This window comes from Lysinibacillus sp. FSL M8-0216 (assembly GCF_038595555.1).
In the GTDB taxonomy this organism is placed as follows: domain Bacteria; phylum Bacillota; class Bacilli; order Bacillales_A; family Planococcaceae; genus Lysinibacillus; species Lysinibacillus fusiformis.
Genome location: NZ_CP152007.1, coordinates 1,576,497 through 1,599,826, shown reverse-complemented (window position 1 = coordinate 1,599,826; position 23,330 = coordinate 1,576,497). Strand labels below are relative to the sequence as shown.

Below are 23,330 nucleotides of genomic sequence, written 5' to 3'. Positions count from 1 at the left end.
AGAACGACAAAGGCTCTCTCTCATTACGTAAAATATTCTAATTTTGCTTGTGGGAAGAACTTTTTCATATAGCCATATAAATGTTCTTTAATATCTTCTTCCTCATCTTTTTGATAAATGTATTTACCTATTCCATATTTCCCCCATTTATACCTTCTCACGGTTTCGTCGAGTTCTAGCTTTGTCATAGGATAATTTTTTTCAATCACACGCTTAGCTGGCTTCGTAAAGCGATGCTGGATAAATTCAAACGTAATATCCTCACGCACATCCTTTGGTAATTCAGCATCTAACCGCTCAAACATTTGATAATAGCCCTCCTGCCATCCATCATGCAGATAAATGGGGGCGACGATGAAACCGAGCGGATAGCCAGCCCTTGCCACTTTCCCAGCTGCCTCAATTCTTTTTGCTAATGGAGAAGTTCCTGGCTCAAAATGTTTAATAACATAATCCGCATTGACGCTAAAACGGAATCTTGTCTTACCATTATGTTTAGCATCCAATAGGTGATCCACATGATGGAACTTCGTCACAAATCGTAATTGACCTAACTCACTTTGTCCAAAATGCTCAATAGCACGTTTCAATGTATGTGTGAGATGGTCAATCCCTACAATATCGGACGTACAGGATGCCTCAAAACGTGTGATGTCAGGAGCTCGTTCAGCCATATAATGATCCGCCTGCTCCAATATTTCATCCACATTGACATAAGTACGAATATAAGGCTTGCTCCCCATCGTTGTTTGTAAATAACAATAATGGCAATGGCCCATACAGCCAGTAGCAAATGGAATGGCATATTCAGCGGAGGGCTTGGATGTATCAAACTTTAACGTTTTCCGAATGCCTACTACCAAAGTAGATTTCGCTACGCGATACTTTTGAAAATCATTGTCTCCAGGGAGATTTCTTACTTGATTATGCGAAGTGGTATAACGTATTTCAATCCCCATTTGCTCAAACTTTTCTTTTAACTCCTGACCTAACGGATAGTGAAGCGCATCAGGCTCAAAATAGACGAGCTGAGGGATAAATGGCTTATTCATCATAATCCTCCCTTAATGAAAATACTGATGGTAGGCTTGCTCAGCCGCCATTTCGCTTGAAAAAATTAACATGTCTTGCGTTATCGGGTAATAGGTTTCAAATAGAAATACGGCTAGCTCTTCTGGTTGCTCTGGATGATAAACAACCGCGGCTTCCTGTATATTCGCTACATCCTGAATATGAGGATTCCGATAAAAAATATAAACGATATCTCCGACATTATATGGTTGTTGCATCTTTTCACCTTCCTCTGTCTTTCTGTTAGTGTGGCGAAATGGTTAGAGAAATATGTCATAAAAAATTTTTTATGTACTATACATAAATTTATGTGACCCTATCTTCAAATCTAGGAAAATAGGATAGTACAGAATTTTTTAACTATTTGGTATAATCAAGAAAAGGAGGAAGATATATGATCAAACAATCCATTATTGAAAATGTCCTTGAAGCCGCGCTAGCAACTGGTGGGGACTTTTCAGAAATTTTTATAGAGGATAAATATGTCAATGACTTTGTCTTACAAAGCGGCAAGATTGAACAAAGTATTACTGGGCGTGATTTTGGAATCGGCATCCGTATTTTTTCAGGACTTCAAAGCATTTATACGTATACCAATGATTTTTCTGAGGAAGGTTTACTTGCAGCGGCAGAACGTGCAGCCTTAGCCATCAAAGGCGGTGGATCGGGTACCATTCACCCTCTTCATAAAGAGATCATCACTCCTATTCATCAAATTCTTCACATGCCTCATACAGTGGAGCATGCAAGAAAAACAGCTGTTATGCGACAAGCAGATTCGATTGCCAGACAATATGACCCCCGAATTCACCAGGTAAAAGTTCGATATTTCGATGAACAACAAAACGTACTGATTGCAAATTCAGAAGGTAAATTTGTTGAGGATACGCGTGTTCACAGTAGACTTAGCATGCAAGCGACAGCTACAGAGGGTACTGAGGTACAAACGGGCTTCTATGGCCCAGGTGCACATGCAGGCTTTGAATTTATTGAAAAGCTAGACCTAAACCATTACGCAGGGGAAGCTGCACGTATCGCAGTCACAATGCTTCATGCAGATGAATGTCCAAGCGGTAAATTCCCAGTCATTATTGATAATGAATTCGGTGGCGTCATTTTCCATGAGGCTTGTGGACATGGCTTAGAAGCAACTGCTGTTGCCAAAAATAATTCCGTGTTCGCCAATCGTATCGGTGAAAGAGTCGCTCCTGAAATTGTTACATATATTGATGATGGTACACTTCCGAACGAGTGGGGCTCATTAAATATTGATGACGAGGGAGAAAAAACAAGGAAGAACATTTTAATTGAAAATGGTATTTTAAAGGGCTACTTAATTGATAAATTTAATGCTCGCCGTATGGATGCTCAGCCAACAGGCTCTTCTCGTCGACAATCCTATCGATTTAACCCTACATCACGTATGACAAATACGTATATCGCCCCAGGCTCATCTACGCCAGCCGATATTATCGCATCGACAGAGTATGGTATTTACGCAAAGTATATGGGAGGTGGACAAGTTTCCCCTTCTACTGGCGATTATAATTTTGCGGTAATGGAGGCCTATATCGTCAAAGACGGAAAAATCGAACGCCCTGTTCGTGGCGCTACACTCATTGGCAATGGCGCAAAAACATTGCAGCTTGTTGATCGAGTAGGTAATAATCTCGCTCATGGAGCAGGTATGTGTGGTTCTCTAAGTGGGAGTCTTCCTGTCAATGTAGGTCAGCCAATGATTCGCGTAAGTGAAATAACAGTTGGTGGAACGAAGGGGGAATAATGGATGAACATGGTTAAATACCAGGAAAAACTATTAGATAAGGCACAAGAAGCTGGTTTTATAGAAGCTGAGGTTTATTATGAACAAAATAAATCGATCAAATGCATGCTTTACAAGGGCGAGATTGATAGCTATGAAACGTCTGAGGACGGAGGTCTAAGCCTACGAGGACTTTACAACGGTAAAATGGGCTATTCCTATACGGAAAAGCTAGACGATGAGTCAATTCCCTTTTTAATTAATAGCGCTAAAGCCAATGCAAACATACTTGATGAGGATGAGGGCATAGCTATTTTTGATGGCAGCTCTGAATACCCATCTTATGACTATTACAATGAAAAATTAGAAACGATCGGAATTTCAGAAAAAATAGAGCTTCTTCGTTCCATCGAGGAAAAGATTCATGCCTACGATTCCCGCATTATTACTCTCGATTATTGTTTCATGGAAGAATTTACGGCTGAACGCTCATTAGTGAATAGTAAAAATCTTGCCTTATCCCATAAGGAGAACGGCTTCGTGATTTTCCTCTCCACAGTTGTAAAAGAAGGCGAAGAAATGAAAACAGGCAGTTATTTGAAAATGACACGTGATTTTCATTCTCTTCAGGCGGATGATATTGCAAAGGAAGCAGCAGAGGAAGCTCTTGCGAATTTAGGTGAAAAATCGATTCCAGGTGGTAAATATCCAATCATTCTTCGTTCTGATGCATCAGCCTCATTATTAGAAACGTTTATGCCGATATTGTCCGCTGAAAATGCTCAAAAAGATCAATCTCTATTAAAAGGAAAAGTCGGGCAAAAAGTGGCATCAGAAGCTGTTACATTGCTGAGTACTCCATTCCATCCTGCCGCATTGTCTGGAGCAAGCTTTGATGGTGAGGGTGTTGCAACTAAAGAGCAGGAAATTATTTTAGAGGGTACACTCCAAACGCTTCTGCATAATAGAAAAACGGCTAAAATAGATAACTGCGAAACAACCGGGCATGCCCATAAAGATTCCTACAAGGGAGCGTTAACGATTGCGCCTCAAATTTTATATATTTCAACTGGTGAGAAAACACTAGATGGGTTAATTCACTCGGTTAGGAATGGTGTATTGATTACTGAATTGTCTGGGCTTCACTCTGGTACGAATACGGTTTCAGGTGATTTTTCAGTTGCTGCAAAAGGATTTCATATTGAAAATGGTAAAATTGCCTCCCCAGTTAAGCAAATGACCATAGCCGGTAATTTTTTCGAATTCCTACATGATATTAAAGAAACTAGCTCCGAGCTTTACTTCCTGCCAAAAGGATATGGCTCCTCATCTTTACTTGTAAAGGAACTATCAGTAACAGTGGAATAACACCAAAAAGTAAGCCATTGTAATTTCTCGGCAATTCTTTTATCTATAGTCACCATCCTCTCATTCAGTGGAAGTGACTATGGGTAAGAGCGTTGCCTTCTTTATTTTATAAAGATCAGTGTAATCCTCTATTTTAGTAGATCCTCCTCCCCAGAAAATACCGCTACACAGCCACTAATGGTTAAATTTTCTTTTAGAGGTAAATTGGTGAAACTTTTAGACCTTTGATACGTTAAATTAGTTGTCATGCTGCGTCAGTCATATAGCATGAAGAAGGGTGGAATTTATGAAAAAAATATGGACTTTATTTTTCGCAGCAATGCTTATTGTACCGCTATTGCTGCAACCGGCAACCGCACAAGCGGCAAAAGCCATTACAATTACTGTGGACGGGGTTCAATTGAAGACCGATCAGCCGCCAGCGATGATTCAAGGGCGTGTTATGCTACCACTTAGAGCAATCTTTGAGGCATTGGGTGCTAGTGTAAATTGGGATTCAAGGAGTCAAACGGTAACAGGTTATAAAGGAGATACAACAGTAGTTCTCAAGATGAAATCGAAGGTAGCTACTATTAATGGCCAGTCAGTTACACTTGATGTACCAGCACAAATTTTAAGAGGCAGAACAATGGTACCAGTCCGCTTCGTAAGTGAAGCGCTTGGTCAGGAAGTTGACTGGAACTCAAGAAATCAGACCGTAACGATTATATCTGATGACACACCAAGCAATATTAGTATTTCTCCTGCGAGCAATGTATCGGTTCGCGATGTCAATGATCAGGGAGATGGGCGTGACATGGAGGTTAGCTTTTCCAGATCATCTACAGAATCATACGTCGATCATTATCGGGTAATGGTGTTGAAGGCTTCAAAGAGCTTTAATTTGGCATCTGCCTTGAAAGTCTCCCCTTCTAATTATTCAATGGTGTCTACATCAGGTTCGAACCGTGCTATTACTTTATCGCAGAATTCAAGAGATGTGGACGGGGACTATATTAGAAATGATCAGCCATATGTGGTTCGTATACTTGCTGTTGGGAAAGGTTCTTATTCTAGCGTTTTATCGAGTTCTTCTGCAAAAATTACCTTAACCAATTTGTCGTTTGTTACAGAGGTAACAAATGTGAAAATGAATGATATAAACGATTTTGGCGATGGACGCGATATCTCAGTTAGCTTCACTCGTCCGCAAAATGATAATAATATTTCCAATTATCGTGTGTTTATCGTAAAGACTAGGGATGCTAGCAATTTTAATCTTACCACTGCAAATAATTTATCAAGCAGCTACTACACAACAGTGAATAAATCGGGAAGTAACGGCAGTATTTTGACAGGAACTTTGTCTTCCACTGCACGTGATACTGCCGGTGATCTCATTAAAAACAACGTACCTTATACAGCGGTCGTTCTATCTGTAAGTAATACGAATTCATTAGGAAATAAGCTGTCAACTGGCTCATCATCAGTAACACTTAGTCAAAATACAATGTCTACACCAATTATTACACAAGTGAATGACGTCAATGACTTTGGGGATGGGCGAGATTTGAGAGTGAGTTTCAATAAAGTGTCCGATGAATCTACTATCAACGCTTACCGAATTTTTGTAGTAAGAGCTAACAACTATTCGAACTTTACATTGACGAAGGCGAACAGTTTATCTAGCACTTATTACACACAAGTAAATAAAACAGGCTACAATATTACTCAGGTGCTCTCTTCAGGGGCTAGAGATACTGACGGATATCCCATTCAAAATGGAGTTAACTATCGTGTGTTCGTTATGGCCGTAGCAAATAACTCAGCGAATAACATGCTGTCTTCAGTCTCCAATACGATTACGCTATTTAGCAGCAATGCAGGTGCAGTATCGAATCTTTATGCTAGCGATGTAAGTGATTATGGTAATGGACGTGACCTATTTGTCTCTTTCAATAAAGCTGTAGACGAGTCAATCATTAGTCACTATCGGATTCTAGTTGTACCAACAGCATATTACAATAGCTTCAGTCTGACGGAAGCAAGTAATGTATCCAGCAGCAATTACACGACTGTATACAAATCTGGAAAATCTACGTATGAGCAAACATTATCTGAAAATACTCGGGATGTGCGCGGTAATACGATCAAAGAAGGTACTAGCTACCGTATCTATGTTTTAACTGTCGCGAATGGCATAGGAAGCAATGCACTTTCTGCGCCGACGTCTACAATGACGTTAAATAAGAACTTTAATGTGCAAGCTGTAACCAATCTAAATGTCACAGATATAGACGATAATGGTGATGGCCGTGATGTGCAAGTAACATTTACGAAGCCCTCTAATGAATCAAATGTCAATCATTATCGAATTCTAATCGTACCGACAGCGTATTACAGCAGCTTTAATCTTTCACAAGCCAATAGTAGCAATTATTACATCACAGAAAGCAAAGGTGGGAATACCGCTACAACTAGAACGCTGGATGGGATTAGGGATGTGCGTGGTAATTATATTACGGAAGGAACTAGCTACCGCGTCTATGTACTGACTGTTTCCAATGGGAATTCTCCAAATACCTATGCCCTATCCTCCGCTTCGCCTGTAATAACACTTAGTAAAAGTAAAGCTGTTCAGGCGGTAAGTAATGTTACTGCAAGCGATATTGGTGATTTTGGAGATGGTCGAGATTTACAAATATCATTCTCGAAGCCTTCTGATGAATCGAATATAGGTAGTTACCGCATTCTTGTCGTACCCGCATCAAAAGCAAATGGCTTTGATGTGAACGCAGCTAGTAAAGTAGCTAATTTTACAGATATAAATAAAGGTCAATCTAGTATGAGTTTGGCAACTGATAGTAAAGATATAGATGGAAGACTTATCACGAATGGTGAAGAGTATCGTGTGTATGTATTGTCCGTAGGTAATGGAACTGCCAAGGCCATGTATACCTTATCCTACCCATCTTCTTCTATTACTTTAGTGGATCACTCAGCACCTGTAACGATGGAGAGTGTGCAACTGAGTTTTAAAGAGGGTCCTAATAAATATTCCGATATTACAATTAGCTTCAAGGTCAATAACGGACAAAATGTAACGGAATATAGAGTGTTTATGCTACCTAAAAATGAAGCAGATAGCTTCAAAGATAGTGATGCCATTAACAATAATAATAGTACTAGAATTTATCAGAATGGTCTCCCCAATGTAAGTCAAAGTCTAAATATAGAGTTGGATGCATTTGGTAAACCACTCATCCCATCCACAGAATATGTGGCTAAGGTTTTAGCTGTGGGCAAAGGAAATTATATACTATCAAATACGTCCAATTCAGTGCAGCTTCTTGCAAAGCCTGATAATACTAGTGGTGAGACGTCCATAGACGCTCAAGTTAACCAATAGGATAAATAGAAGGGACTCCCAATGGTGCTTTATCGACCAATGGGAGTCCCTTCTTGCTGTATGGATCATGCTATAATCATTCAATTATTTAGACAAATCTATTTTTTTATTTAATAAGTAAATTGTCAGTCCACCAACAGTCATAGACAATAATTCTCCAATTCCCACTGTGAACCATGTAGCCCAAAAAGGAAGGTCATAAAGAATAGTTAATTGCCCAGCAACCGTAAACATAGATACAGCAAATATCAGGGCTGTCACTACCATTTTTCCAATATCATTAGCGATATGCTTTGTAATACTTCTACAAAGTAATAAGACTAGGAAGGTGGCAATCCCACCAATAGGCACATCTACTATCCATGTGGGCGACATGAAATTTGCAAGTATAACGCCTAACGTTACTGCTACTACATAGCGCTTATTGTACAAGGCCAGATAATTAAACATTTCTGACAAACGTAGTTGGACAGCGCCAAAGCTAATGACTGACAATAAAACAGTTACAGCAACATAGAGAGCTGCAACAAGAGCCATCTTTGTCAGCTCACTTACTGACAGACGGCTTGAATCTTTTACAATCGAAGTATTCAATTTTATTCTCCTTTGTAAAATAGCTAATCGCTATTTTAGTAATAACTACGACCAAAGGAAGAGAGCTTAGCGCCCTATATGAAGTGCCGTAGTGCAAGCAATTTTACTTACTTGCGTATTATAGCAGAAGAATAACTGAATGAACAATGCTACTTGGTCAACCAGCCGCCGTCGATTGGCAAGACAGTGCCATGCATATAATCTGCTGCTGAGCTTGCTAAAAATAAGGTTAAATTAGCCACCTCCTGAGGTTGTGCCCAGCGACCAGCAGGTGTTTCCTCTGCCACCCATTTCGCCATTTTCCCATCGCCTTCAAAATCTGCCTGATTCATCGGCGTTTGAATGGCTCCAGGTGCAATTGCATTAGCCCGTATTCCCGCTCTACAGTAATCTAAATCTAGTTGCTTCGTGTAGCCAACAATGGCATGCTTAGAAGCTGTGTAGGCCGCTCCTCCACCACCTGCAACAAGTCCAGCAATCGAAGCCATATTGACAATCGTACCAGCTCCACGTGCAACCATATGAGACAAGATTCTATTAGTCACAAAAAACGTTCCTTTGACATTCGTGTTCATAATTTTATCCCACAGTGCTTCGTCTGTATCTAGCGTTTTTGCAAAGCCGTCTAAAATGCCTGCTGTATTACATAAAATATCAATTTGTGTAAATGAAGAAATAGCAGCCTCGTATGACTGTTCCACATCTTGTTGGCTGCAAACACTTCCTACCATATAGGCAAAATGCTCTGGATATTGCTGCTGCAATTGGACTAACCCTCGTACCTCTATATCAAATCCAAATACATTCGCACCATTTTCTAAAAATGCAAGGGCTTGAGCATATCCAATGCCTGACGCTGCCCCCGTAATGAAAACAGTTTTATTTTTATATTCTTCAAACTTCATACCATGTCTCCTTACAAAAAGAAGCCACCTCAAAATTGAGATGACTTCTCATATTATTATTCAACGACAATCCAATCTTCTGCTAATAAATCACATACTGTAGGCGTGAACATTGTGTACCCTTCTCCGCGTACATTAATTAAAAAATAAGGATTCAAAGTCTCTCCATCGTGTTGGCTTTGACCAACTAGCTTCACATATAGTTCAGCACCGCCCCAGCCTGCACGAATACTTTTTTCTCCTGCTTTTAAGCGTGGTAATATTTCTTCAAACGTCATGTCCTTCATCCTCTATTCCCATTCATTATCGCATTAGTATACTGGATTTTCGTTAGGTTGACAACTATGGTTAGATTTGCTTTTCATCTGTACCTGCTCTGTCGTCACCTTTAGTCCATTTGCCACTAAATAGCTCGTTGCTGGGTTGCTTGCTCGGAAATTAACGGCGGTTATATTCACCTTCTGAGCTGTCACACTGGCTAAGAAGTGTGCTAGTAAATCGACTTTATACTCTTCTAATACTTCCAATTGATACAGAATGACCCGCTCCAACTCACCCTGTTTCCCCCACACTGTTTTATATAACATATAGCCGAGCACATCATTTGCTTCATTATAGAAAACTCTAGCTTCTCCCTGCTTAATGCTATGCCAGCTACATTGCCAAGGAACATCTTCCTGATAAAACGGCACATGAGGTAATTGTTCTGGGCGAATTATTTCAGTCCGAATAGCTGACGTATGTTCTACCTTCGCCTCATATTCCCCACTTAAAAACTGAAGATGATCAGTTATAACATAGCCATATCTTTCATACAAAGCAATTGCTACTGAGTTTTCCTTTATTGCTTCCAGTGTGGCAATTTCAACATTTTCCCGTTCATAGATAGCTAGAGTTTCCTCCATTAATAATCGTGAAACGCCTTTCCCACGATAAGTAGGCGAAATACCCGTGCCCCCATTCCATGCTATTTTCTTGCCACCCATGTGTCGAAAGCCGTTCATGACAATACCAATTGGTTCATGATCGTCAAAAGCGACAATGGAGTGCTCAACTGACAGCCCCTCCCCAACAAGCCGCTGTAAAAACATCTCTGCCGTCATGTCGATGGGCACAATGTATCCTTCAAAGCCTTTGTTCCACGCCCGTAATACTTCCTCTAATGTACATTGTGAAACTGTTTTAATATTCATCGTTTCCCTCATCTCAAATGGAATCTAATTTTGCTAAATCTTCTAATGTCAGTTTCCCCAAAATTTCATATCCTTGACCTAAGCCTTTGGGTTTTATAATAACCGTGCCCATATTCGGGATGACCCCTAGTCCCACATTTTTCGGAAAACTATGACCAATTATGACTCTATTGATTCCCTCTGGTGGTTTCATTTCCAACATAGATTGAAAAGCCATTAAAATTGAATTTTGTTGAACAGTCGAAAGATTTCCATCTAACATAAAAATCTCAAACAAAAAAGGGTCTATTTGTACCTGAACATTCGGAAAAGCCAACTGAGCTGTTTCAATCGTTCGACAAAAAGGACTTGCATTGATAGGCGCAAGGATGGGAATTTGCCAATAACGCAACATTTGGCCATAATATACAGCCTCATGACGGCCTTGTTCGGATAAATTTCTTTGATACTGACAACTTTGAAATAGACCATTTACTTGATCTACACCAACTGTTGCAGTCCCATGTCTTGCATATAAAATAAGTCCTCCCTCTTTTAATAATTTCAGGAGATCCTTTTCCAATTTTTTCATCCCCTTCATTTTATCACTTTATTCTTTGTAATGTATGTCTTACAAATAGAAAAAAGCTCCCTATTTTCACATGGAAATAAATGAACTGTCGATTTCTGCAGGAGTCGCCGATCCTCGTTCCTTTTAACTTTTATATAAAGTACTTTAACTACAAATAGGAGTGAAAAGATTATATATGACTGGGACCCACTCATTTTTTATGTGACCTTTGTTTTAGAAACTTTTTGAATTTTCCATGAGTATAGGAAATGAGACTTAAAATATGCTGTTTCACCTTTTTAGTTTACTTTCTTGTAAAGGATTATTAAACTAGTGTTTACGGTGTGTAATTTTAAAGTCATATTGATTTTGTGTTTTAATTTATGTAGGATAAACAAGCATTGTTTGGTTTACAAACAAAAAATAGAGTTAATTAATATTCTAGAATATTAATAGATGAGGAAGTCCCGAGTAATATGAAAAATCGAAAAATAAAGCTTATATTAATTCTATCCACCATTTTATTATGTTTGTTTACAAGTTTAAACATCATTACATCCTATGTAAAAATTAAAAAGACCGTTGAAGAATCAATTGCTAATCAAAGTCTAGAGGCTGCTAATTCCATTGCTGCTTCCATCGATACAATTGCTTATCAGCAATTTTTGAATAATCCGCAAAAAAATGATTATTATTGGGAAGTAAGAAGTTACTTAAATGATGCAAGGGTAAAGCTAGGTGCATTATTTGTTTATACATTGCAGGTGGATAATCCAAAAGTATCAAAAGCAATGGTGATGGGTCTGCCAAGTGAACTAAAAAAAGGATTTGAAATAGGTGAGGTTTGTACTGTTCCAGCTAAACAAGTAGAAAAAGCCTATCATGGTGAAACCTATGTCACAGAGGTAATCCATGATTCAGTCCATGGTTCTTATTTATCTGTTGGTGCGCCAATTAAAGATGATACAGGCCAAATAATCGGTTACCTAGGCATTGATATAAGTGCAGATACATTGAATGGTATTAAAGGCAAAGTGATTGAAGATAACCTATTTATTTTTATTTTCAATGGTGTATTTATTTTAATTGTTGCTGGTTCTTTTTTATTTTTACAAAGATGGTACCAAAAAGAGGTAGCGAAGGAAGTAGGCGCCACAGAAGACACTTACCAAGCAGAAATCAAAACATTGATTACTTCGGTGTCATCGTTACGTCATGATTTCACGAACCATATCCAAGTTTTACATGGCCTTTTACAATTAGAAAAAACGGATCAAGCAAAACAATATTTAGCATCACTGTCGAAAGAAGTACAAGCGATTAAATCATTAAAATTAAATATTGACCATCCAGGTTTATCCATATTATTACAAACGAAAAAGCTAACAGCACAGAATCATAATATTGATATGGATTTCACCATCTCTCAGGGCGATTTTAATAAAATTAAAACGACCGATTTAATCAAGATTCTATCGAACTTAATTGACAATGCGATTGATGCTGCGAATGAATTGCCTGAGGGGCAACGTAAAATTATGATTTGTTGTCAAGCTGATGAAGGACAATATGAATTTAAAATTACGAATACAGGACCGAATATTGTAGACGCAAACCAAATCTTTAAACAAGGATTCTCTACGAAGAAGCATGAAAATGGGAAAATTCGAGGGCAAGGACTATTTATTGTGAAAGAAATCGTCCATAAATATCATGGAGATATTTCGATTGAATCATCGAAACATCTTGAAACGACTGCCATCGTCCATATTCCTTTCAAATAGCTACAAAATGTAGAGAGCTTTAGACAAAAACCATTGAGAAGATAATGACTCTCAATGGTTTTTGTTATTCTTTCTCTTTCATATGCGGAGAAATAGTCGTTCAGCACTACGGAGTTCTTAAAAGTGGATTAGAAACAGCTCATCTCCCGTAGTGGAATTAATTATAAAAAAAGACTATAGGCAAACTCCAATTTTTTTGAGCTTGTCTATAGTCTGATGTCAGGTAACGGTCATACCCCCTGATCTTTTTTTGATTTAATATTTGCCGTTCGTGTCCGGTCCTGTGGTTTTAGGAAGGACGGTCTTAGACTATAGCCCTTCGGCGATAAACGCAGTAAGGATTTTCCAATATTACCCTGTTCAAAATCTGCATTAAAATTAATATAGGGCACACCGAGTACACGCATATTTGCTGCATAGATAATAATGAAAAAGACCGAAATAAAAAATCCAAACAGACCCAAAAAGGCTGAAAATAAAATGATAATTAATCGAAAAATACTCATTGCTGTTACAAAGGCTTGATTGACGAGTGTAAATGCAGCAATGCTTGAAATCGCAATGATAACAATCATCGAAGGGCTTGTCACGCCAGCTTTAATCGCAGCATCTCCAATGATTAACCCTCCAACAACACTGATCGAGCCACTGATGGCACTAGGCAAGCGTAAGTTGGCCTCGCGGAACATTTCAAACATAAATAGCATCATCATGATTTCAAGTATCGTTGGAAACGGTAACCCCGTTCTTGATTCAACCACTGTCGCAAGTAGAAGATAGGGGAGCTGCTCTTGATGATACGTCGTTACGGCTAGCCAAAAACCAGGAAGTAACATACTAATCAGTATCCCAAAAATTCGGAGCACCCGTTCCATTGAACTGACAATGACCGGATATTCATTGTCCTCAGATGTTTTAAAGAGCAGCATAATATTGGCGGGAATAATCATGGCATAGGAAACGCCATCGATCATTATTAGTATTCTTCCTCTCATTAATGCTTGAAGAGCAAAATCTGGTCTTCCCGTATAATCATGTCTAGGTAGAACTTTAGCCGTCTGTTCAATTGCCTCCATCAGTAAATCACCATTGACGACAATATCTGTATCAATTTTTTGTAATTGTAATCGGATTTGTTCTAGCATATTTAAATTCACAATGTCTTCCATATATAAAACGGCTACCGTTGTTTTAGAGCGTTGACCGATTTCTAATGTTTCTACACTAAATGAATTCGTAGGTAAACGTTTTCGTAATAAAGCTATATTAATAAATACATCTTCAATAAAATCATCTCTTGGTCCTTTTACAACTAACTCAAGCGTTGTTTCCCCCGGCTCACGATTAGGTCTATTTGAAATATCACTGGAATAAATCAAATGATCTTCCTCAAAATATAATAAGACATGGCCTTTGTAGACTCTTGTAATCATATCCTCTTTCTTAGTGACCTTTTGTAAATAGGGCACATGAAGATGCTGTTCAATTAGCTCCTCTAACGTTTCATCAGAACCACAGTTAAATAAGGATTGAACACGTTCGACCACAACCGTTTGAAGGAGTTCTTCGTCTATCATAGCATCACAGGTTATCATATGGACTGTATGTTGCTGAAATTTATACTGTTGGAATATTATATCAGCAGAGCGTTGAAATAGTGATTTCAACATTTTCAAATTCATCATTTGTTCCATTGAAATACTTCTCATCTCCTACTGAGCCTGCTCAAATTTAGTACATTTATGAAAACTACGACATGTAATAAATATACTTAGGCATATTTTTCCCATGGACATAAAAATTATTCAAGAAACAAATACTGTGATAACCTATTCAGAATGTTCTTAGCCAATCATTTTTTGTAGATTAGCCATCTCAATTGCCGATATCGCGGAATCATAGCCTTTATTACCTGATTTCGTTCCCGCACGCTCAATCGCCTGTTCAATATTTTCTGTTGTAACAATACCGAAAATAACTGGTACATTGGTCGTTAAGGATACATTCGCAATTCCTTTTGCCGACTCATTACACACATAATCATAATGTGTTGTAGAACCACGAATAACAGTCCCTAAACCAATAATGGCATCATATTTCTTTGTCTCTGCTAATTGTTTCGCAATAAAAGGCACTTCAAAAGCTCCTGGCACCCATGCAACATCAATGGATGCTTCATCTACACCGTGTCTTTTTAATCCATCCATTGCACCATCTAATAATTTGCTTGTAATAAACTCATTGAATCGACCTACGACTACCGCAATTTTTAAATCCGTCCCAATTAATTGTGCTTCAAATGTTTGACCCATTTTTTAAAATCTCCCTCGTTATTAGTTTGTTGTAAATGATTGACTGCGATAAGCGGCTAACGCCTCAATGGAAATCATTTTTAATCCATGATGTGCTGCATACTTTGTCAATTCATCAAAGCGCATCATGTGACCATCGTCCCCCATAATTTCACAAATCACTCCAGCAGGAATACTGTGACAAAGCTTAGCTAAATCAATGCTCGCCTCCGTATGGCCCCTTCGCTCTAAGACACCATTATCCTTTGCGATTAGTGGAAAAATGTGTCCTGGTCGACGAAAATCAGTTTTTTTCGCCTGAGATCCCAACATCTTTTGTATGGTGAATGCCCGCTCAAAGGCACTAATCCCCGTTGTTGTGTCCATATGATCGATACTTACGGTAAATGCTGTTTGATGGTTATCCGTATTGTGCTGAACCATTGGGTGCAGATCTAACTGATGTGCTAGCTTCTGCGAAATCGGCGTACAAATTAGACCTTTTCCATAAGTCGCCATAAAGTTGATCGTTTCCGGAGTAATAAATTCAGCAAGCGCTAGAAGATCCCCCTCATTTTCCCGATCCTCATCATCCACTACGATGATTATTTTCCCTTGCTTTAAATCCTCTATGGCATCTTCAATTGCATGTAGCACTATTTTTCATCTCCTCATTATGTGATTTTAAAAACCATGTCGTGCTAAATAATCTCTTGTAATCATTGACTTGCCTTGCTCATTTTTCAATTCGTTTAAAATATATTTACCGACTAAATCTGTTTCAATATTGACGAAAGCGCCTACTTTTTTCATACCTAAAATCGTTTCCTTGTAAGTATGAGGAATCAGTGAAATCGTGACCTGCTTCGTTTCAACATGAAAGATTGTTAAGCTTGTGCCATCAATCGTTACGGAGCCCTTCGGAATACAGAAACTTGTTAGTTCCTCAGACAATTCGATATCAATATAAACCGCGTTGGCCACCGGACGTTTTCGTAAAATCTTCCCAACACCATCGACATGACCAGCAACAAAGTGACCCCCAAATCGCCCATTAGCAGGCATCGCACGCTCCAAATTAACCGGATCCCCTATTGTCAGCTGATGTAAATTTGTAGCTTTGACGGTTTCAGGCATAACATCCATCGTAAGCTCTCGATTCGTAAAATGAGTAACCGTTAAACAAACACCATTGACCGCTATACTATCCCCTAACCCCACATCTTCAGCAACTTTCGATGATTGAACCGTAATTTTCATACTGTTCTTATTGATTTGCAAGGCTTTAATAGTGCCAATATCCTCCACAATACCTGTAAACATTTCTTCACCTGCTTTCACACTGATCTTACGTAGCTTCTATCCGTGGCTTTTGGGTTTCTATCCGTCACTCTTGAGCTTCTATCCGTCACTTTTGGGTTTCTATCCACCACTCTTGAGCTTCTATCCGTCTCCCTTCTTAAAGCTCATATAAAAAGAAAAACCCCTTTGACAAAGGGGTTTTGGGAGTATAAGACATCAATAAATAAGCCTATTTGGATATACATTTTTTCCATAGACTAGTATCTTATTTGTTCTTCTCCCATCCAGACTATCACTGTCGGTTTTGGATTTGCACCAAATCAGCTTGCGCTCACGGACTTTGAATTGCTTCATCACCGCCGATTGGGAATTTCACCCTACCCCGAAGAACATCTTCTATTCAATTGATTGGCTAAATAAAAAAACTTCCCAACATACTTGCGGGAAGTCGTGTCATAAATGCATAGTCAAATAGACCTTCTAAATTACATTGAATTTAAAAAGCTCGCACTTATACCCTTCTCCCATCCAGACTGTTACTGTCGGTTTTGGATTTGCACCAAATCAGCTTGCGCTCACGGACTTTGAATTACTTCATCACCGCCGATTGGGAATTTCACCCTACCCCGAAGGATCATTTTATTTAGCTAGTTCTTACGATAACACTATTTAATTATATTATCTATACTTCTGTCTGTAATTTTTAAAAAAGGGGCCACCTCTTGCTATAGAGGTAGCCCCTAAATCCTTTAATGGCTTATTTTTTGAACATAATCATCATAATTTCCCGAAAAGGCCGTCATCCCAGTTGGTGATAATTCAAGCAATTTATTTGCTAGCTTATTAAGGAAATAACGATCATGAGAAATGCATAATAAGGTGCCGTCAAATTGCAATAGCGCCTCCTCCAAAACTTCCTTGCTAAATAAATCAAGATGATTGGTCGGCTCATCCATAATAAGCACATTGGCTTTTTGCAAAATAAGCTTTGCTAACGCTACACGCGCTTTTTCCCCGCCGCTAAGGGAGGCTATCTTTTTAAAAACATCCTCTTTCGTAAATAAAAAATTACCGAGTACTGACCGTATTCTTGCCTCTTCCATCGAAGGGAAAGTACTCCAAACCTCTTGTAATACCGTATTATTAGGATGTAATGTCTCTTGCTCTTGATCATAATAGCCGATTGTCACACCATTTCCCCATGCGATAACGCCACGGTCCGGAGACAATTCATGTAATAACGCCTTCAAAAGCGTTGATTTCCCAACACCATTTGGACCTACTAATGCGACCCGATCTCCTCTATCCAAGGAAAACTCAATATCTTGCAATAATATTTTCTTGCTATCTTCTAGCTGATAGGAGAGCACTACATCTTTTACCTTCAACACTTCTTTATGAGATCTCTTATCTGTAGCAAATGTCATTTGTGCGTGTTTTAGATCCTTCTGAGGCTTTTCAAGACGATCTATTCGTTCGAGCTGCTTCCTTTTGTTCTTAGCGCTTTTCGAGGAAGTAGCCATCGTAATATTCCGCTCAATATAATCCTCCATTTTGGCGATTTGCTGCTGTTGCATCGTATATTTCTTTTCCATTAATTCGCGATTTTTCACCTTGCTTTCCACATACTTAGAATAGTTACCGCTGTATGTTGTTCCATGGGTGCGTTCAATCTCATAAATTTCATTGACAAGGGCATCTAAAAAATAACGATCGTGCGAAATAACAATAATAGCACCCTGATAGCCACGTAAATAGCTTTCAAGCCAGTTTAAAGTCGCAAAATCCAAATGGTTAGTCGGTTCATCTAACAGCAATAAATCCGGCTGCTCTAGTAAAATTTTAGCAAGTGCCAGTCTAGTTTTCTGTCCACCACTTAATGATTCGATAAGAGTGTTTGTCGGGATGCTACCAAAGCCCATTCCATTTAACATACTATTTATTTTTGCCTCGACATCATAGCCACCTTGCTGTGAAAACCAATCTGATTTGCTGGCATATATCTTCATTACCTGTTCCAGCTTTTCGGGGTTATTGATGCAGGAAGGCTCACCCATCTGCATTTCCAGCTCTCGAAGTTCCTTTTCAGCCTCTTGAAGCTCAGTAAATGCCCCAAGCATTTCAGTCCAAATCGTATGTTCTGGCTGTAACCCACTATCTTGTCGCAAATAACCTAGCTTCATTCCCTTGCCTATAAAAATGTCGCCTTCATCATAGGGAAGATCCCCTGTAATGATCTTTAGTAGCGTTGATTTTCCTGCCCCATTTACACCTATAAGTCCAATCCGATCGCCACGTTCCATTTTCATGGTTATCTTTGAAAGAATCGGATCTCCCAAGTAGCTCTTACTAATTCCATTTAATTGAAGTATCATTTTTTCAATCTCCTTATTTATTTTATCCATTACTACTAAGCGAATTGCTCAAGAAATAAATGGACATATAAGGTTACACATCACTTTTCACTCCTTTCAAACAAACACAAAAAAGGCGCCGTCATAAAACGGCACCTTACAAACATCCCTATGAGAAAAAGGGCATGTTAAATTTTATAATTAAACAAAAAAAGCGCCGTTACGAACCGGCGTCTAGCAATCTATACATCCCATTTAATTGGATGTCAATCAGTAAGAAATAAAGAAGGCAAAAAGCAACCGGAACCTGCATCGATATGAAATTTGCTTAAAAAAGGGCATACTTCTCCCTTAGCCAGCAAATCCCCACAAAGATTGTAAGATTTTACCTCTACTTCGGTTAAACCTTTAGCACAAACAGTTTCCATTACTTCGCCCTCCCTTCGAATTTATAGTATTAAATAATCTATCATATTTTTTTCTAGAATACAAATATCCTGCCGCTTTTTTATAGCATAAATGCCTTGGAATCTATCATTCCTATCGTTAAACTAGAGAATATATTGGAACTTACTATTCTTAAAATCGTTCCTGTACAAGTGACTATTTAGTCCACTAATTTGGAGGTCATTCCATTGCACTATTTTAAAAAAATAACTTATAAACAACGTATTTTCTATGCCTTGTTATTACTTGGCTGTGCCCTATCCATTTTTTTCGTTCACCATAATGAACAATTTTATGATCGACCTATTGCAGAAATTCTGAAAGTCAAAGTAACAGAATCTGAACCAATAACAGATATGTATGAGAATGAAGATATGTTGTATACACAGCAAATTAAAGCCGTACTTAAAAATGGGCAGCACAAAGGAAAAACGATTGATTTGACGAATGACTATTCTTCATCTGGAGCCTTTGATCAGGAATACAATGTTGGCAATGAAATCTTTGTCGCTATAGATGCACATTCAAAACAATCAGAGTTAACGGGCACCATTCTCGATTTGAAACGAGATCAAACAATTATGATGATCGCTTGGATTTTTATCCTTGTACTACTCATCATCGGTAAGAGACAAGGTTTATTTGCCATTATTAGCTTAGTCGTAAATGCCTGCATTTTAACATTGGCATTAGACCTTTACGTAAAGCATGGCAGCCTCAATTTATTATTCATAAGTGGGGTTTGTGTCCTATTATTTACCGTCATTTCCTTGTTACTGATTAGTGGTTTGAATACGAAAACATATGCAGCCATTATATCTACACTTTTAGGGACAATGATAGCACTCATAATTAGCACTGCTGTGATGTGGTTGACGGGGGAAAATGGTCTACGCTATGAGGAAATGCAATTTTTAACACGTCCCTACCGAACTGTCTTTATGGCTGGTTTATTTATCGGTTCACTTGGGGCTGTTATGGATGTTGCCATTACGATGTCCTCTTCTATTTTCGCCCTATACGAACAGGATTCTCGTATTTCTTTACAAGCTTTGAAGGCATCTGGACAAGAAATTGGAAAAGACATTATGGGTACCATTACAAGCATTTTATTTTTCGCGTATATTTGTGGCTCCATACCAATGGTCATACTCTATTTGAAAAATTCTTCAACATTAGGACTAACACTATCCTTGAATCTTTCATTAGAGCTAGCTCGTGCACTTGCAGGAGGTATTGGAGTCGTCCTCACCATACCGATTAGTCAATACACCGCTATTTTTTTCATTAATCGAAAGCGGGTGAAGGAATGAATGTTATCGTTGTATTGGCAGGAATTTTATGTATATTAATGGTGGTAATTGGAGGAAAGCAAGGACTACGCTCGTTTCTTTCCTTATTTTTAAATTTCGGCGTGCTATTTGTGACTATTTTTCTTATGACAGACCCTAAAAATAGCCCTATTGTCCTGACGTTTATTGCGTGCACTGTTATCAGTTGCATTAGTTTGTTTTATATTAATAAAACGAATAGTAAAACCATTACAGCGTTTATTTCTACAATGGTAACGATTGTTGTTTTATTGCTTTTTATTACGTTTATAACGAAAAAGGCCATGATTCAAGGATTTGGGGAAGAATCAACGGAAGAATTAAGTATCTTTTCTCTCTATATCGGTGTTAATTTCGTGCAGATTGGTGCATCGGTCATTATTATGAGTACGATAGGTGCCATTATGGATGTTGCCATTTCCATTGCTACCTCTATGCATGAGATTTTTTATCGCAATCCTTCGATCAGTAGAAAGACACTTTTTACATCTGGAATAAGTATTGGAAGAGACATTTTAGGAACCGATACAAATACTTTATTTTTTGCTTTCTTTGGTGGCTATTTAAGTTTATTGATATGGTTTAAGGATCTCTCTTATTCGATTGGCGAAATCGTCAATTCCAAAGTCTTTAGTGCGGAAATGATGACGATTTTTTGCGCAGGCATCGGCATTGCCCTCATTATTCCTATCGCTTCCTCCGTCAATGCTTATTATTTAGTTAAAACACGAGAAAAAAAATAGAATAACACTCGCATAGATACCAGACCTATCACCTTAGCGTGATAGGTGCTGGAAATACGCTCCCCCATTAATTCCGGTCCAATTCCTATCATTTTTTCAATAGCTTTCAGCCCAAACATATCATCCTGCATTAGTAGTATGAATGATACAAACTATGTTACTACTTTAGTATCAGAGATATAGCTAAAAAAACATTCCAAATTTGAAATGACCAAATGCTTTAAAGAAATCGGATATCAATTGACGCACACGTTACAGCAATGAAAAAATACAAAAAATATACCTTCTAACTATAGTTAGAACCTGTCTTGAACGTTAATTAGTCACAGCTTTCACCTTTAAGACTCTTCATTTTATTTCGTCTCACAAACAGCGGAATAGTAAAATATCCAAATTTCAGATTTAAAATCGTACAACACACAAAAAACGGCTTGCAAATTGAATAGGACTAAAATGAAACACTGTTATTTTCGTTATATAGCGTATTAGGTGTCTCAATTGATTTTTGTGACACCTTCTTTTGTTACATGATTTCCGTTGCAAACGCCGCATTTTCTGATAATATTTACCATATGATGATTACAGACCTTTTATTTTGATTGTTATTCCCTGTTTCATGACCCAATCAATTGCCCATTCCATGTAACATTTTTTTGCATAAAACGTCTATACAACTAGATGATAAAGGAGAAAGTTTGCCATGAAGCATATAATTTTTGATTTTGATGGAACGCTTGCGGATTCGACCGCCGTGTTTGCATCAGCATGGAATACGTTAGCACGAAAATATAAATTTAAAGGAATTGAATTGAAGGAAATTGATACATTAAAAAAATTATCGATTTCAGAACGTAGTAAATTATTTGACTTCCCCATGTATAAATTACCTATGATTTTACCGCAATTTTACAAATTATATCGCCAATCATTAAACGATGTTCATCTTTTTGAAGGGATGAAGGAAGTTTTGCTCGAAATTGATAAAAGAGGGTATAAGATTTTAATTATCTCTTCCAATTCGAAGGACAATATTTTAGAGTTTCTCAAAATGAATGGCATTCACTGTGTTGCAGATGTCCTTTGCTCCAATCGTATTTTTGGCAAGGATAAAGTCATGAAGAAGTTTTTAAAAGAATCGAATGTTTCAGCAACTGAAGTGGTATATATAGGGGATGAACAGAGGGATATTGTAGCATGTAAAAAAGCTGGAGTACCTATTATTTGGGTGGAATGGGGCTATGATGCAATTGAAGTTATACAAAATGAAGAGCCTGAATACAAGGTAACGACACCTGAGGAGATTTTAGAGATTATTTAGTAGAAGGATAATAGCCCTTTACTGGCTATTATCCTTTATATGTTTAAGCTTTGATTTCGCTAATATGCATTAACTTTTCAGCAGTATGATTTACTCCTTTATACGCATCGCTTAATTCATACATACTCGTGGCAAATTGCTGGGTAAAGGCAGCCACTTGATTAGCAGAAGCATTCACTTGATCAATCGATTGTTTAATGCTTTCTAATTGTTTCGTAATACTATTTGCACTTTCTGTACTGCTCTGGGACATTTTTTGTATTTCAGATGCGACAACTGCAAAACCACGACCATGCTCCCCCGAACGTGCCGCTTCAATCGATGCATTCAAGCCAAGAATTTTAGATTTCATCGCTAAGTCTTTTACTAATTGAACAATTACATTAATTTGTTCAATATCACCTGCCATTGATTCGGAGAAATTTGATAGTGCCCCTAAACGATTGGAAACATCTATACTGGCAGTAGCTAATCCTTCATTTGTGGCAGTCATTTCTTCTACCGCACTCGAAAGATCCGTCGCCAATAGACGCATATGATCCATTTTTTCATTAGAAATGATGGCACTTACTACACCTATAATTTGACCTCCATCAAAAATAGGCTGTGCCGAGGCGATATAGGCCATACCAAACCCCTCTGCTCCTCGTTCCTCTTTAACGAATCGACCTGAACTCAACGCGATTTCTGTTGCTGTTCCTCGATATTTATGTACTGGCTCACCTACACCTACTTTTAAGTCAACATGCTTCCCCGGTTTATAGGCAAGTACTTTTTCAGTGTCTGCCACTATGACACAAGCATCTTCTGGGTATGTTGCCTGATATAAATCCATCGTCTCTATGACGGCCATTAGTTTTGGATGCATTGTCTGTCCCCCCCAAATATTTACTAACTATTCAATTTTAACTATATCATGACACTTATAA

The 23,330-nt window shown here is 38.2% G+C and carries 21 protein-coding genes and 2 riboswitches; of the genes, 7 read left to right on the top strand and 14 right to left on the bottom strand.

The window, feature by feature from the left end; all coding sequences use genetic code 11:
• Window positions 1–23: 23 nt before the first annotated feature.
• Together splB and MKX57_RS07505 are read right to left on the bottom strand one after the other, a co-directional pair.
• A complete protein-coding gene (gene splB / locus MKX57_RS07510; protein ID WP_012293725.1) occupies window positions 24–1,052 on the bottom strand; it encodes a spore photoproduct lyase in 1,029 nt (342 codons plus the stop codon).
• A gap of 12 nt (window positions 1,053–1,064) precedes the next feature.
• Window positions 1,065–1,289: a transcriptional regulator SplA domain-containing protein gene (locus tag MKX57_RS07505; protein ID WP_008176555.1), complete on the bottom strand. Its 225-nt coding sequence runs from the start codon at window positions 1,287–1,289 to the stop codon at window positions 1,065–1,067.
• 176 nt (window positions 1,290–1,465) lie between these two features.
• Here MKX57_RS07505 and MKX57_RS07500 point away from each other — a divergent pair, with 176 nt between their 5' ends.
• The 3 genes from MKX57_RS07500 to MKX57_RS07490 all read left to right on the top strand — a co-directional run bounded on the left by MKX57_RS07500 (window position 1,466) and on the right by MKX57_RS07490 (window position 7,589).
• Window positions 1,466–2,854, top strand: coding sequence for a TldD/PmbA family protein (locus MKX57_RS07500; protein ID WP_008176557.1), 1,389 nt, complete (start codon window positions 1,466–1,468; stop codon window positions 2,852–2,854).
• A 3-nt stretch (window positions 2,855–2,857) separates the two neighbouring features.
• A complete protein-coding gene (locus MKX57_RS07495; protein WP_043990154.1) occupies window positions 2,858–4,201 on the top strand; it encodes a TldD/PmbA family protein in 1,344 nt (447 codons plus the stop codon).
• 286 nt (window positions 4,202–4,487) lie between these two features.
• A complete protein-coding gene (locus tag MKX57_RS07490) occupies window positions 4,488–7,589 on the top strand; it encodes a copper amine oxidase N-terminal domain-containing protein (RefSeq protein WP_342550877.1) in 3,102 nt (1,033 codons plus the stop codon).
• A gap of 84 nt (window positions 7,590–7,673) precedes the next feature.
• On the opposite strand, the gene MKX57_RS07485 is transcribed toward MKX57_RS07490, so the two are convergent.
• From MKX57_RS07485 to MKX57_RS07465, 5 genes are all read right to left on the bottom strand, one after another.
• The gene (locus MKX57_RS07485; RefSeq protein ID WP_301337913.1) at window positions 7,674–8,183 is read right to left on the bottom strand and encodes a QueT transporter family protein; all 510 of its coding nucleotides are present in this window, start codon (window positions 8,181–8,183) and stop codon (window positions 7,674–7,676) included.
• Between the two features lie 149 nt (window positions 8,184–8,332).
• Entirely contained in the window at window positions 8,333–9,088 is a 756-nt protein-coding gene (locus MKX57_RS07480; protein WP_008176563.1) for a 3-oxoacyl-ACP reductase, read from the bottom strand.
• Between the two features lie 56 nt (window positions 9,089–9,144).
• Window positions 9,145–9,366 (bottom strand): DUF2829 domain-containing protein, encoded by a 222-nt coding sequence (locus MKX57_RS07475; protein WP_043990157.1) that lies wholly within the window; start codon window positions 9,364–9,366, stop codon window positions 9,145–9,147.
• Between the two features lie 33 nt (window positions 9,367–9,399).
• On the bottom strand, window positions 9,400–10,281 hold the full coding sequence (locus tag MKX57_RS07470) for a GNAT family N-acetyltransferase (RefSeq protein ID WP_090001730.1): 882 nt from the start codon (window positions 10,279–10,281) through the stop codon (window positions 9,400–9,402).
• A gap of 13 nt (window positions 10,282–10,294) precedes the next feature.
• Window positions 10,295–10,843: a histidine phosphatase family protein gene (locus MKX57_RS07465; RefSeq protein WP_043990160.1), complete on the bottom strand. Its 549-nt coding sequence runs from the start codon at window positions 10,841–10,843 to the stop codon at window positions 10,295–10,297.
• A gap of 464 nt (window positions 10,844–11,307) precedes the next feature.
• On the opposite strand from MKX57_RS07465, the gene MKX57_RS07460 reads away from it, so the two are divergent.
• Window positions 11,308–12,615, top strand: a complete 1,308-nt coding sequence (locus MKX57_RS07460) for a GHKL domain-containing protein (protein WP_008176570.1) — start codon at window positions 11,308–11,310, stop codon at window positions 12,613–12,615.
• Between the two features lie 230 nt (window positions 12,616–12,845).
• Here MKX57_RS07460 and MKX57_RS07455 read toward each other — a convergent pair whose 3' ends face one another.
• The 6 genes from MKX57_RS07455 to MKX57_RS07430 all read right to left on the bottom strand — a co-directional run bounded on the left by MKX57_RS07455 (window position 12,846) and on the right by MKX57_RS07430 (window position 18,990).
• Entirely contained in the window at window positions 12,846–14,309 is a 1,464-nt protein-coding gene (locus MKX57_RS07455; RefSeq protein ID WP_089986559.1) for a spore germination protein, read from the bottom strand.
• Between the two features lie 150 nt (window positions 14,310–14,459).
• Window positions 14,460–14,927 (bottom strand): 6,7-dimethyl-8-ribityllumazine synthase, encoded by a 468-nt coding sequence (ribE, locus tag MKX57_RS07450; protein WP_008176574.1) that lies wholly within the window; start codon window positions 14,925–14,927, stop codon window positions 14,460–14,462.
• A 21-nt stretch (window positions 14,928–14,948) separates the two neighbouring features.
• Window positions 14,949–15,563: a 3,4-dihydroxy-2-butanone-4-phosphate synthase gene (ribB, locus tag MKX57_RS07445; protein WP_008176575.1), complete on the bottom strand. Its 615-nt coding sequence runs from the start codon at window positions 15,561–15,563 to the stop codon at window positions 14,949–14,951.
• A 27-nt stretch (window positions 15,564–15,590) separates the two neighbouring features.
• Window positions 15,591–16,229 (bottom strand): riboflavin synthase, encoded by a 639-nt coding sequence (ribE, locus tag MKX57_RS07440; RefSeq protein ID WP_089986560.1) that lies wholly within the window; start codon window positions 16,227–16,229, stop codon window positions 15,591–15,593.
• A 247-nt stretch (window positions 16,230–16,476) separates the two neighbouring features.
• Window positions 16,477–16,602: riboswitch (FMN riboswitch) on the bottom strand.
• 118 nt (window positions 16,603–16,720) lie between these two features.
• A riboswitch (FMN riboswitch) is annotated at window positions 16,721–16,846 on the bottom strand.
• Window positions 16,847–16,957: 111 nt separating this feature from the next.
• On the bottom strand, window positions 16,958–18,583 hold the full coding sequence (locus tag MKX57_RS07435; RefSeq protein WP_237068758.1) for an ABC-F family ATP-binding cassette domain-containing protein: 1,626 nt from the start codon (window positions 18,581–18,583) through the stop codon (window positions 16,958–16,960).
• A 245-nt stretch (window positions 18,584–18,828) separates the two neighbouring features.
• Window positions 18,829–18,990, bottom strand: coding sequence for a hypothetical protein (locus tag MKX57_RS07430; protein ID WP_008176578.1), 162 nt, complete (start codon window positions 18,988–18,990; stop codon window positions 18,829–18,831).
• 207 nt (window positions 18,991–19,197) lie between these two features.
• On the opposite strand from MKX57_RS07430, the gene MKX57_RS07425 reads away from it, so the two are divergent.
• The 3 genes from MKX57_RS07425 to MKX57_RS07415 all read left to right on the top strand — a co-directional run bounded on the left by MKX57_RS07425 (window position 19,198) and on the right by MKX57_RS07415 (window position 22,401).
• Complete coding sequence (locus tag MKX57_RS07425) at window positions 19,198–20,322, top strand: YibE/F family protein (RefSeq protein WP_089986562.1); 1,125 nt, start codon at window positions 19,198–19,200, stop codon at window positions 20,320–20,322.
• Entirely contained in the window at window positions 20,319–21,083 is a 765-nt protein-coding gene (locus MKX57_RS07420; RefSeq protein ID WP_090001330.1) for a YibE/F family protein, read from the top strand. Before MKX57_RS07425 ends, MKX57_RS07420 begins: the two co-directional genes overlap by 4 nt.
• A gap of 700 nt (window positions 21,084–21,783) precedes the next feature.
• Window positions 21,784–22,401, top strand: coding sequence for an HAD-IA family hydrolase (locus tag MKX57_RS07415; protein WP_342550876.1), 618 nt, complete (start codon window positions 21,784–21,786; stop codon window positions 22,399–22,401).
• Window positions 22,402–22,444: 43 nt separating this feature from the next.
• Here the strand turns inward: MKX57_RS07415 and MKX57_RS07410 are convergent, their stop codons facing one another.
• Window positions 22,445–23,269, bottom strand: coding sequence for a methyl-accepting chemotaxis protein (locus MKX57_RS07410; RefSeq protein ID WP_008176582.1), 825 nt, complete (start codon window positions 23,267–23,269; stop codon window positions 22,445–22,447).
• Window positions 23,270–23,330 lie beyond the last annotated feature (61 nt).

Bases quoted from the DNA above. Each gene is read 5' to 3' on its own strand.
- splB (WP_012293725.1), bottom strand. From the start codon at position 1,052: ATGAATAAGCCATTTATCCCTCAGCTCGTCTATTTTGAGCCTGATGCG.
- MKX57_RS07505 (WP_008176555.1), bottom strand. From the start codon at position 1,289: ATGCAACAACCATATAATGTCGGAGATATCGTTTATATTTTTTATCGG.
- MKX57_RS07500 (WP_008176557.1), top strand. From the start codon at position 1,466: ATGATCAAACAATCCATTATTGAAAATGTCCTTGAAGCCGCGCTAGCA.
- MKX57_RS07495 (WP_043990154.1), top strand. From the start codon at position 2,858: ATGAACATGGTTAAATACCAGGAAAAACTATTAGATAAGGCACAAGAA.
- MKX57_RS07490 (WP_342550877.1), top strand. From the start codon at position 4,488: ATGAAAAAAATATGGACTTTATTTTTCGCAGCAATGCTTATTGTACCG.
- MKX57_RS07480 (WP_008176563.1), bottom strand. From the start codon at position 9,088: ATGAAGTTTGAAGAATATAAAAATAAAACTGTTTTCATTACGGGGGCA.
- MKX57_RS07475 (WP_043990157.1), bottom strand. From the start codon at position 9,366: ATGACGTTTGAAGAAATATTACCACGCTTAAAAGCAGGAGAAAAAAGT.
- MKX57_RS07470 (WP_090001730.1), bottom strand. From the start codon at position 10,281: ATGAATATTAAAACAGTTTCACAATGTACATTAGAGGAAGTATTACGG.
- MKX57_RS07460 (WP_008176570.1), top strand. From the start codon at position 11,308: ATGAAAAATCGAAAAATAAAGCTTATATTAATTCTATCCACCATTTTA.
- MKX57_RS07455 (WP_089986559.1), bottom strand. From the start codon at position 14,309: ATGGAACAAATGATGAATTTGAAAATGTTGAAATCACTATTTCAACGC.
- ribE (WP_008176574.1), bottom strand. From the start codon at position 14,927: ATGGGTCAAACATTTGAAGCACAATTAATTGGGACGGATTTAAAAATT.
- ribE (WP_089986560.1), bottom strand. From the start codon at position 16,229: ATGTTTACAGGTATTGTGGAGGATATTGGCACTATTAAAGCCTTGCAA.
- MKX57_RS07435 (WP_237068758.1), bottom strand. From the start codon at position 18,583: ATGATACTTCAATTAAATGGAATTAGTAAGAGCTACTTGGGAGATCCG.
- MKX57_RS07430 (WP_008176578.1), bottom strand. From the start codon at position 18,990: ATGGAAACTGTTTGTGCTAAAGGTTTAACCGAAGTAGAGGTAAAATCT.
- MKX57_RS07420 (WP_090001330.1), top strand. From the start codon at position 20,319: ATGAATGTTATCGTTGTATTGGCAGGAATTTTATGTATATTAATGGTG.
- MKX57_RS07415 (WP_342550876.1), top strand. From the start codon at position 21,784: ATGAAGCATATAATTTTTGATTTTGATGGAACGCTTGCGGATTCGACC.
- MKX57_RS07410 (WP_008176582.1), bottom strand. From the start codon at position 23,269: ATGCATCCAAAACTAATGGCCGTCATAGAGACGATGGATTTATATCAG.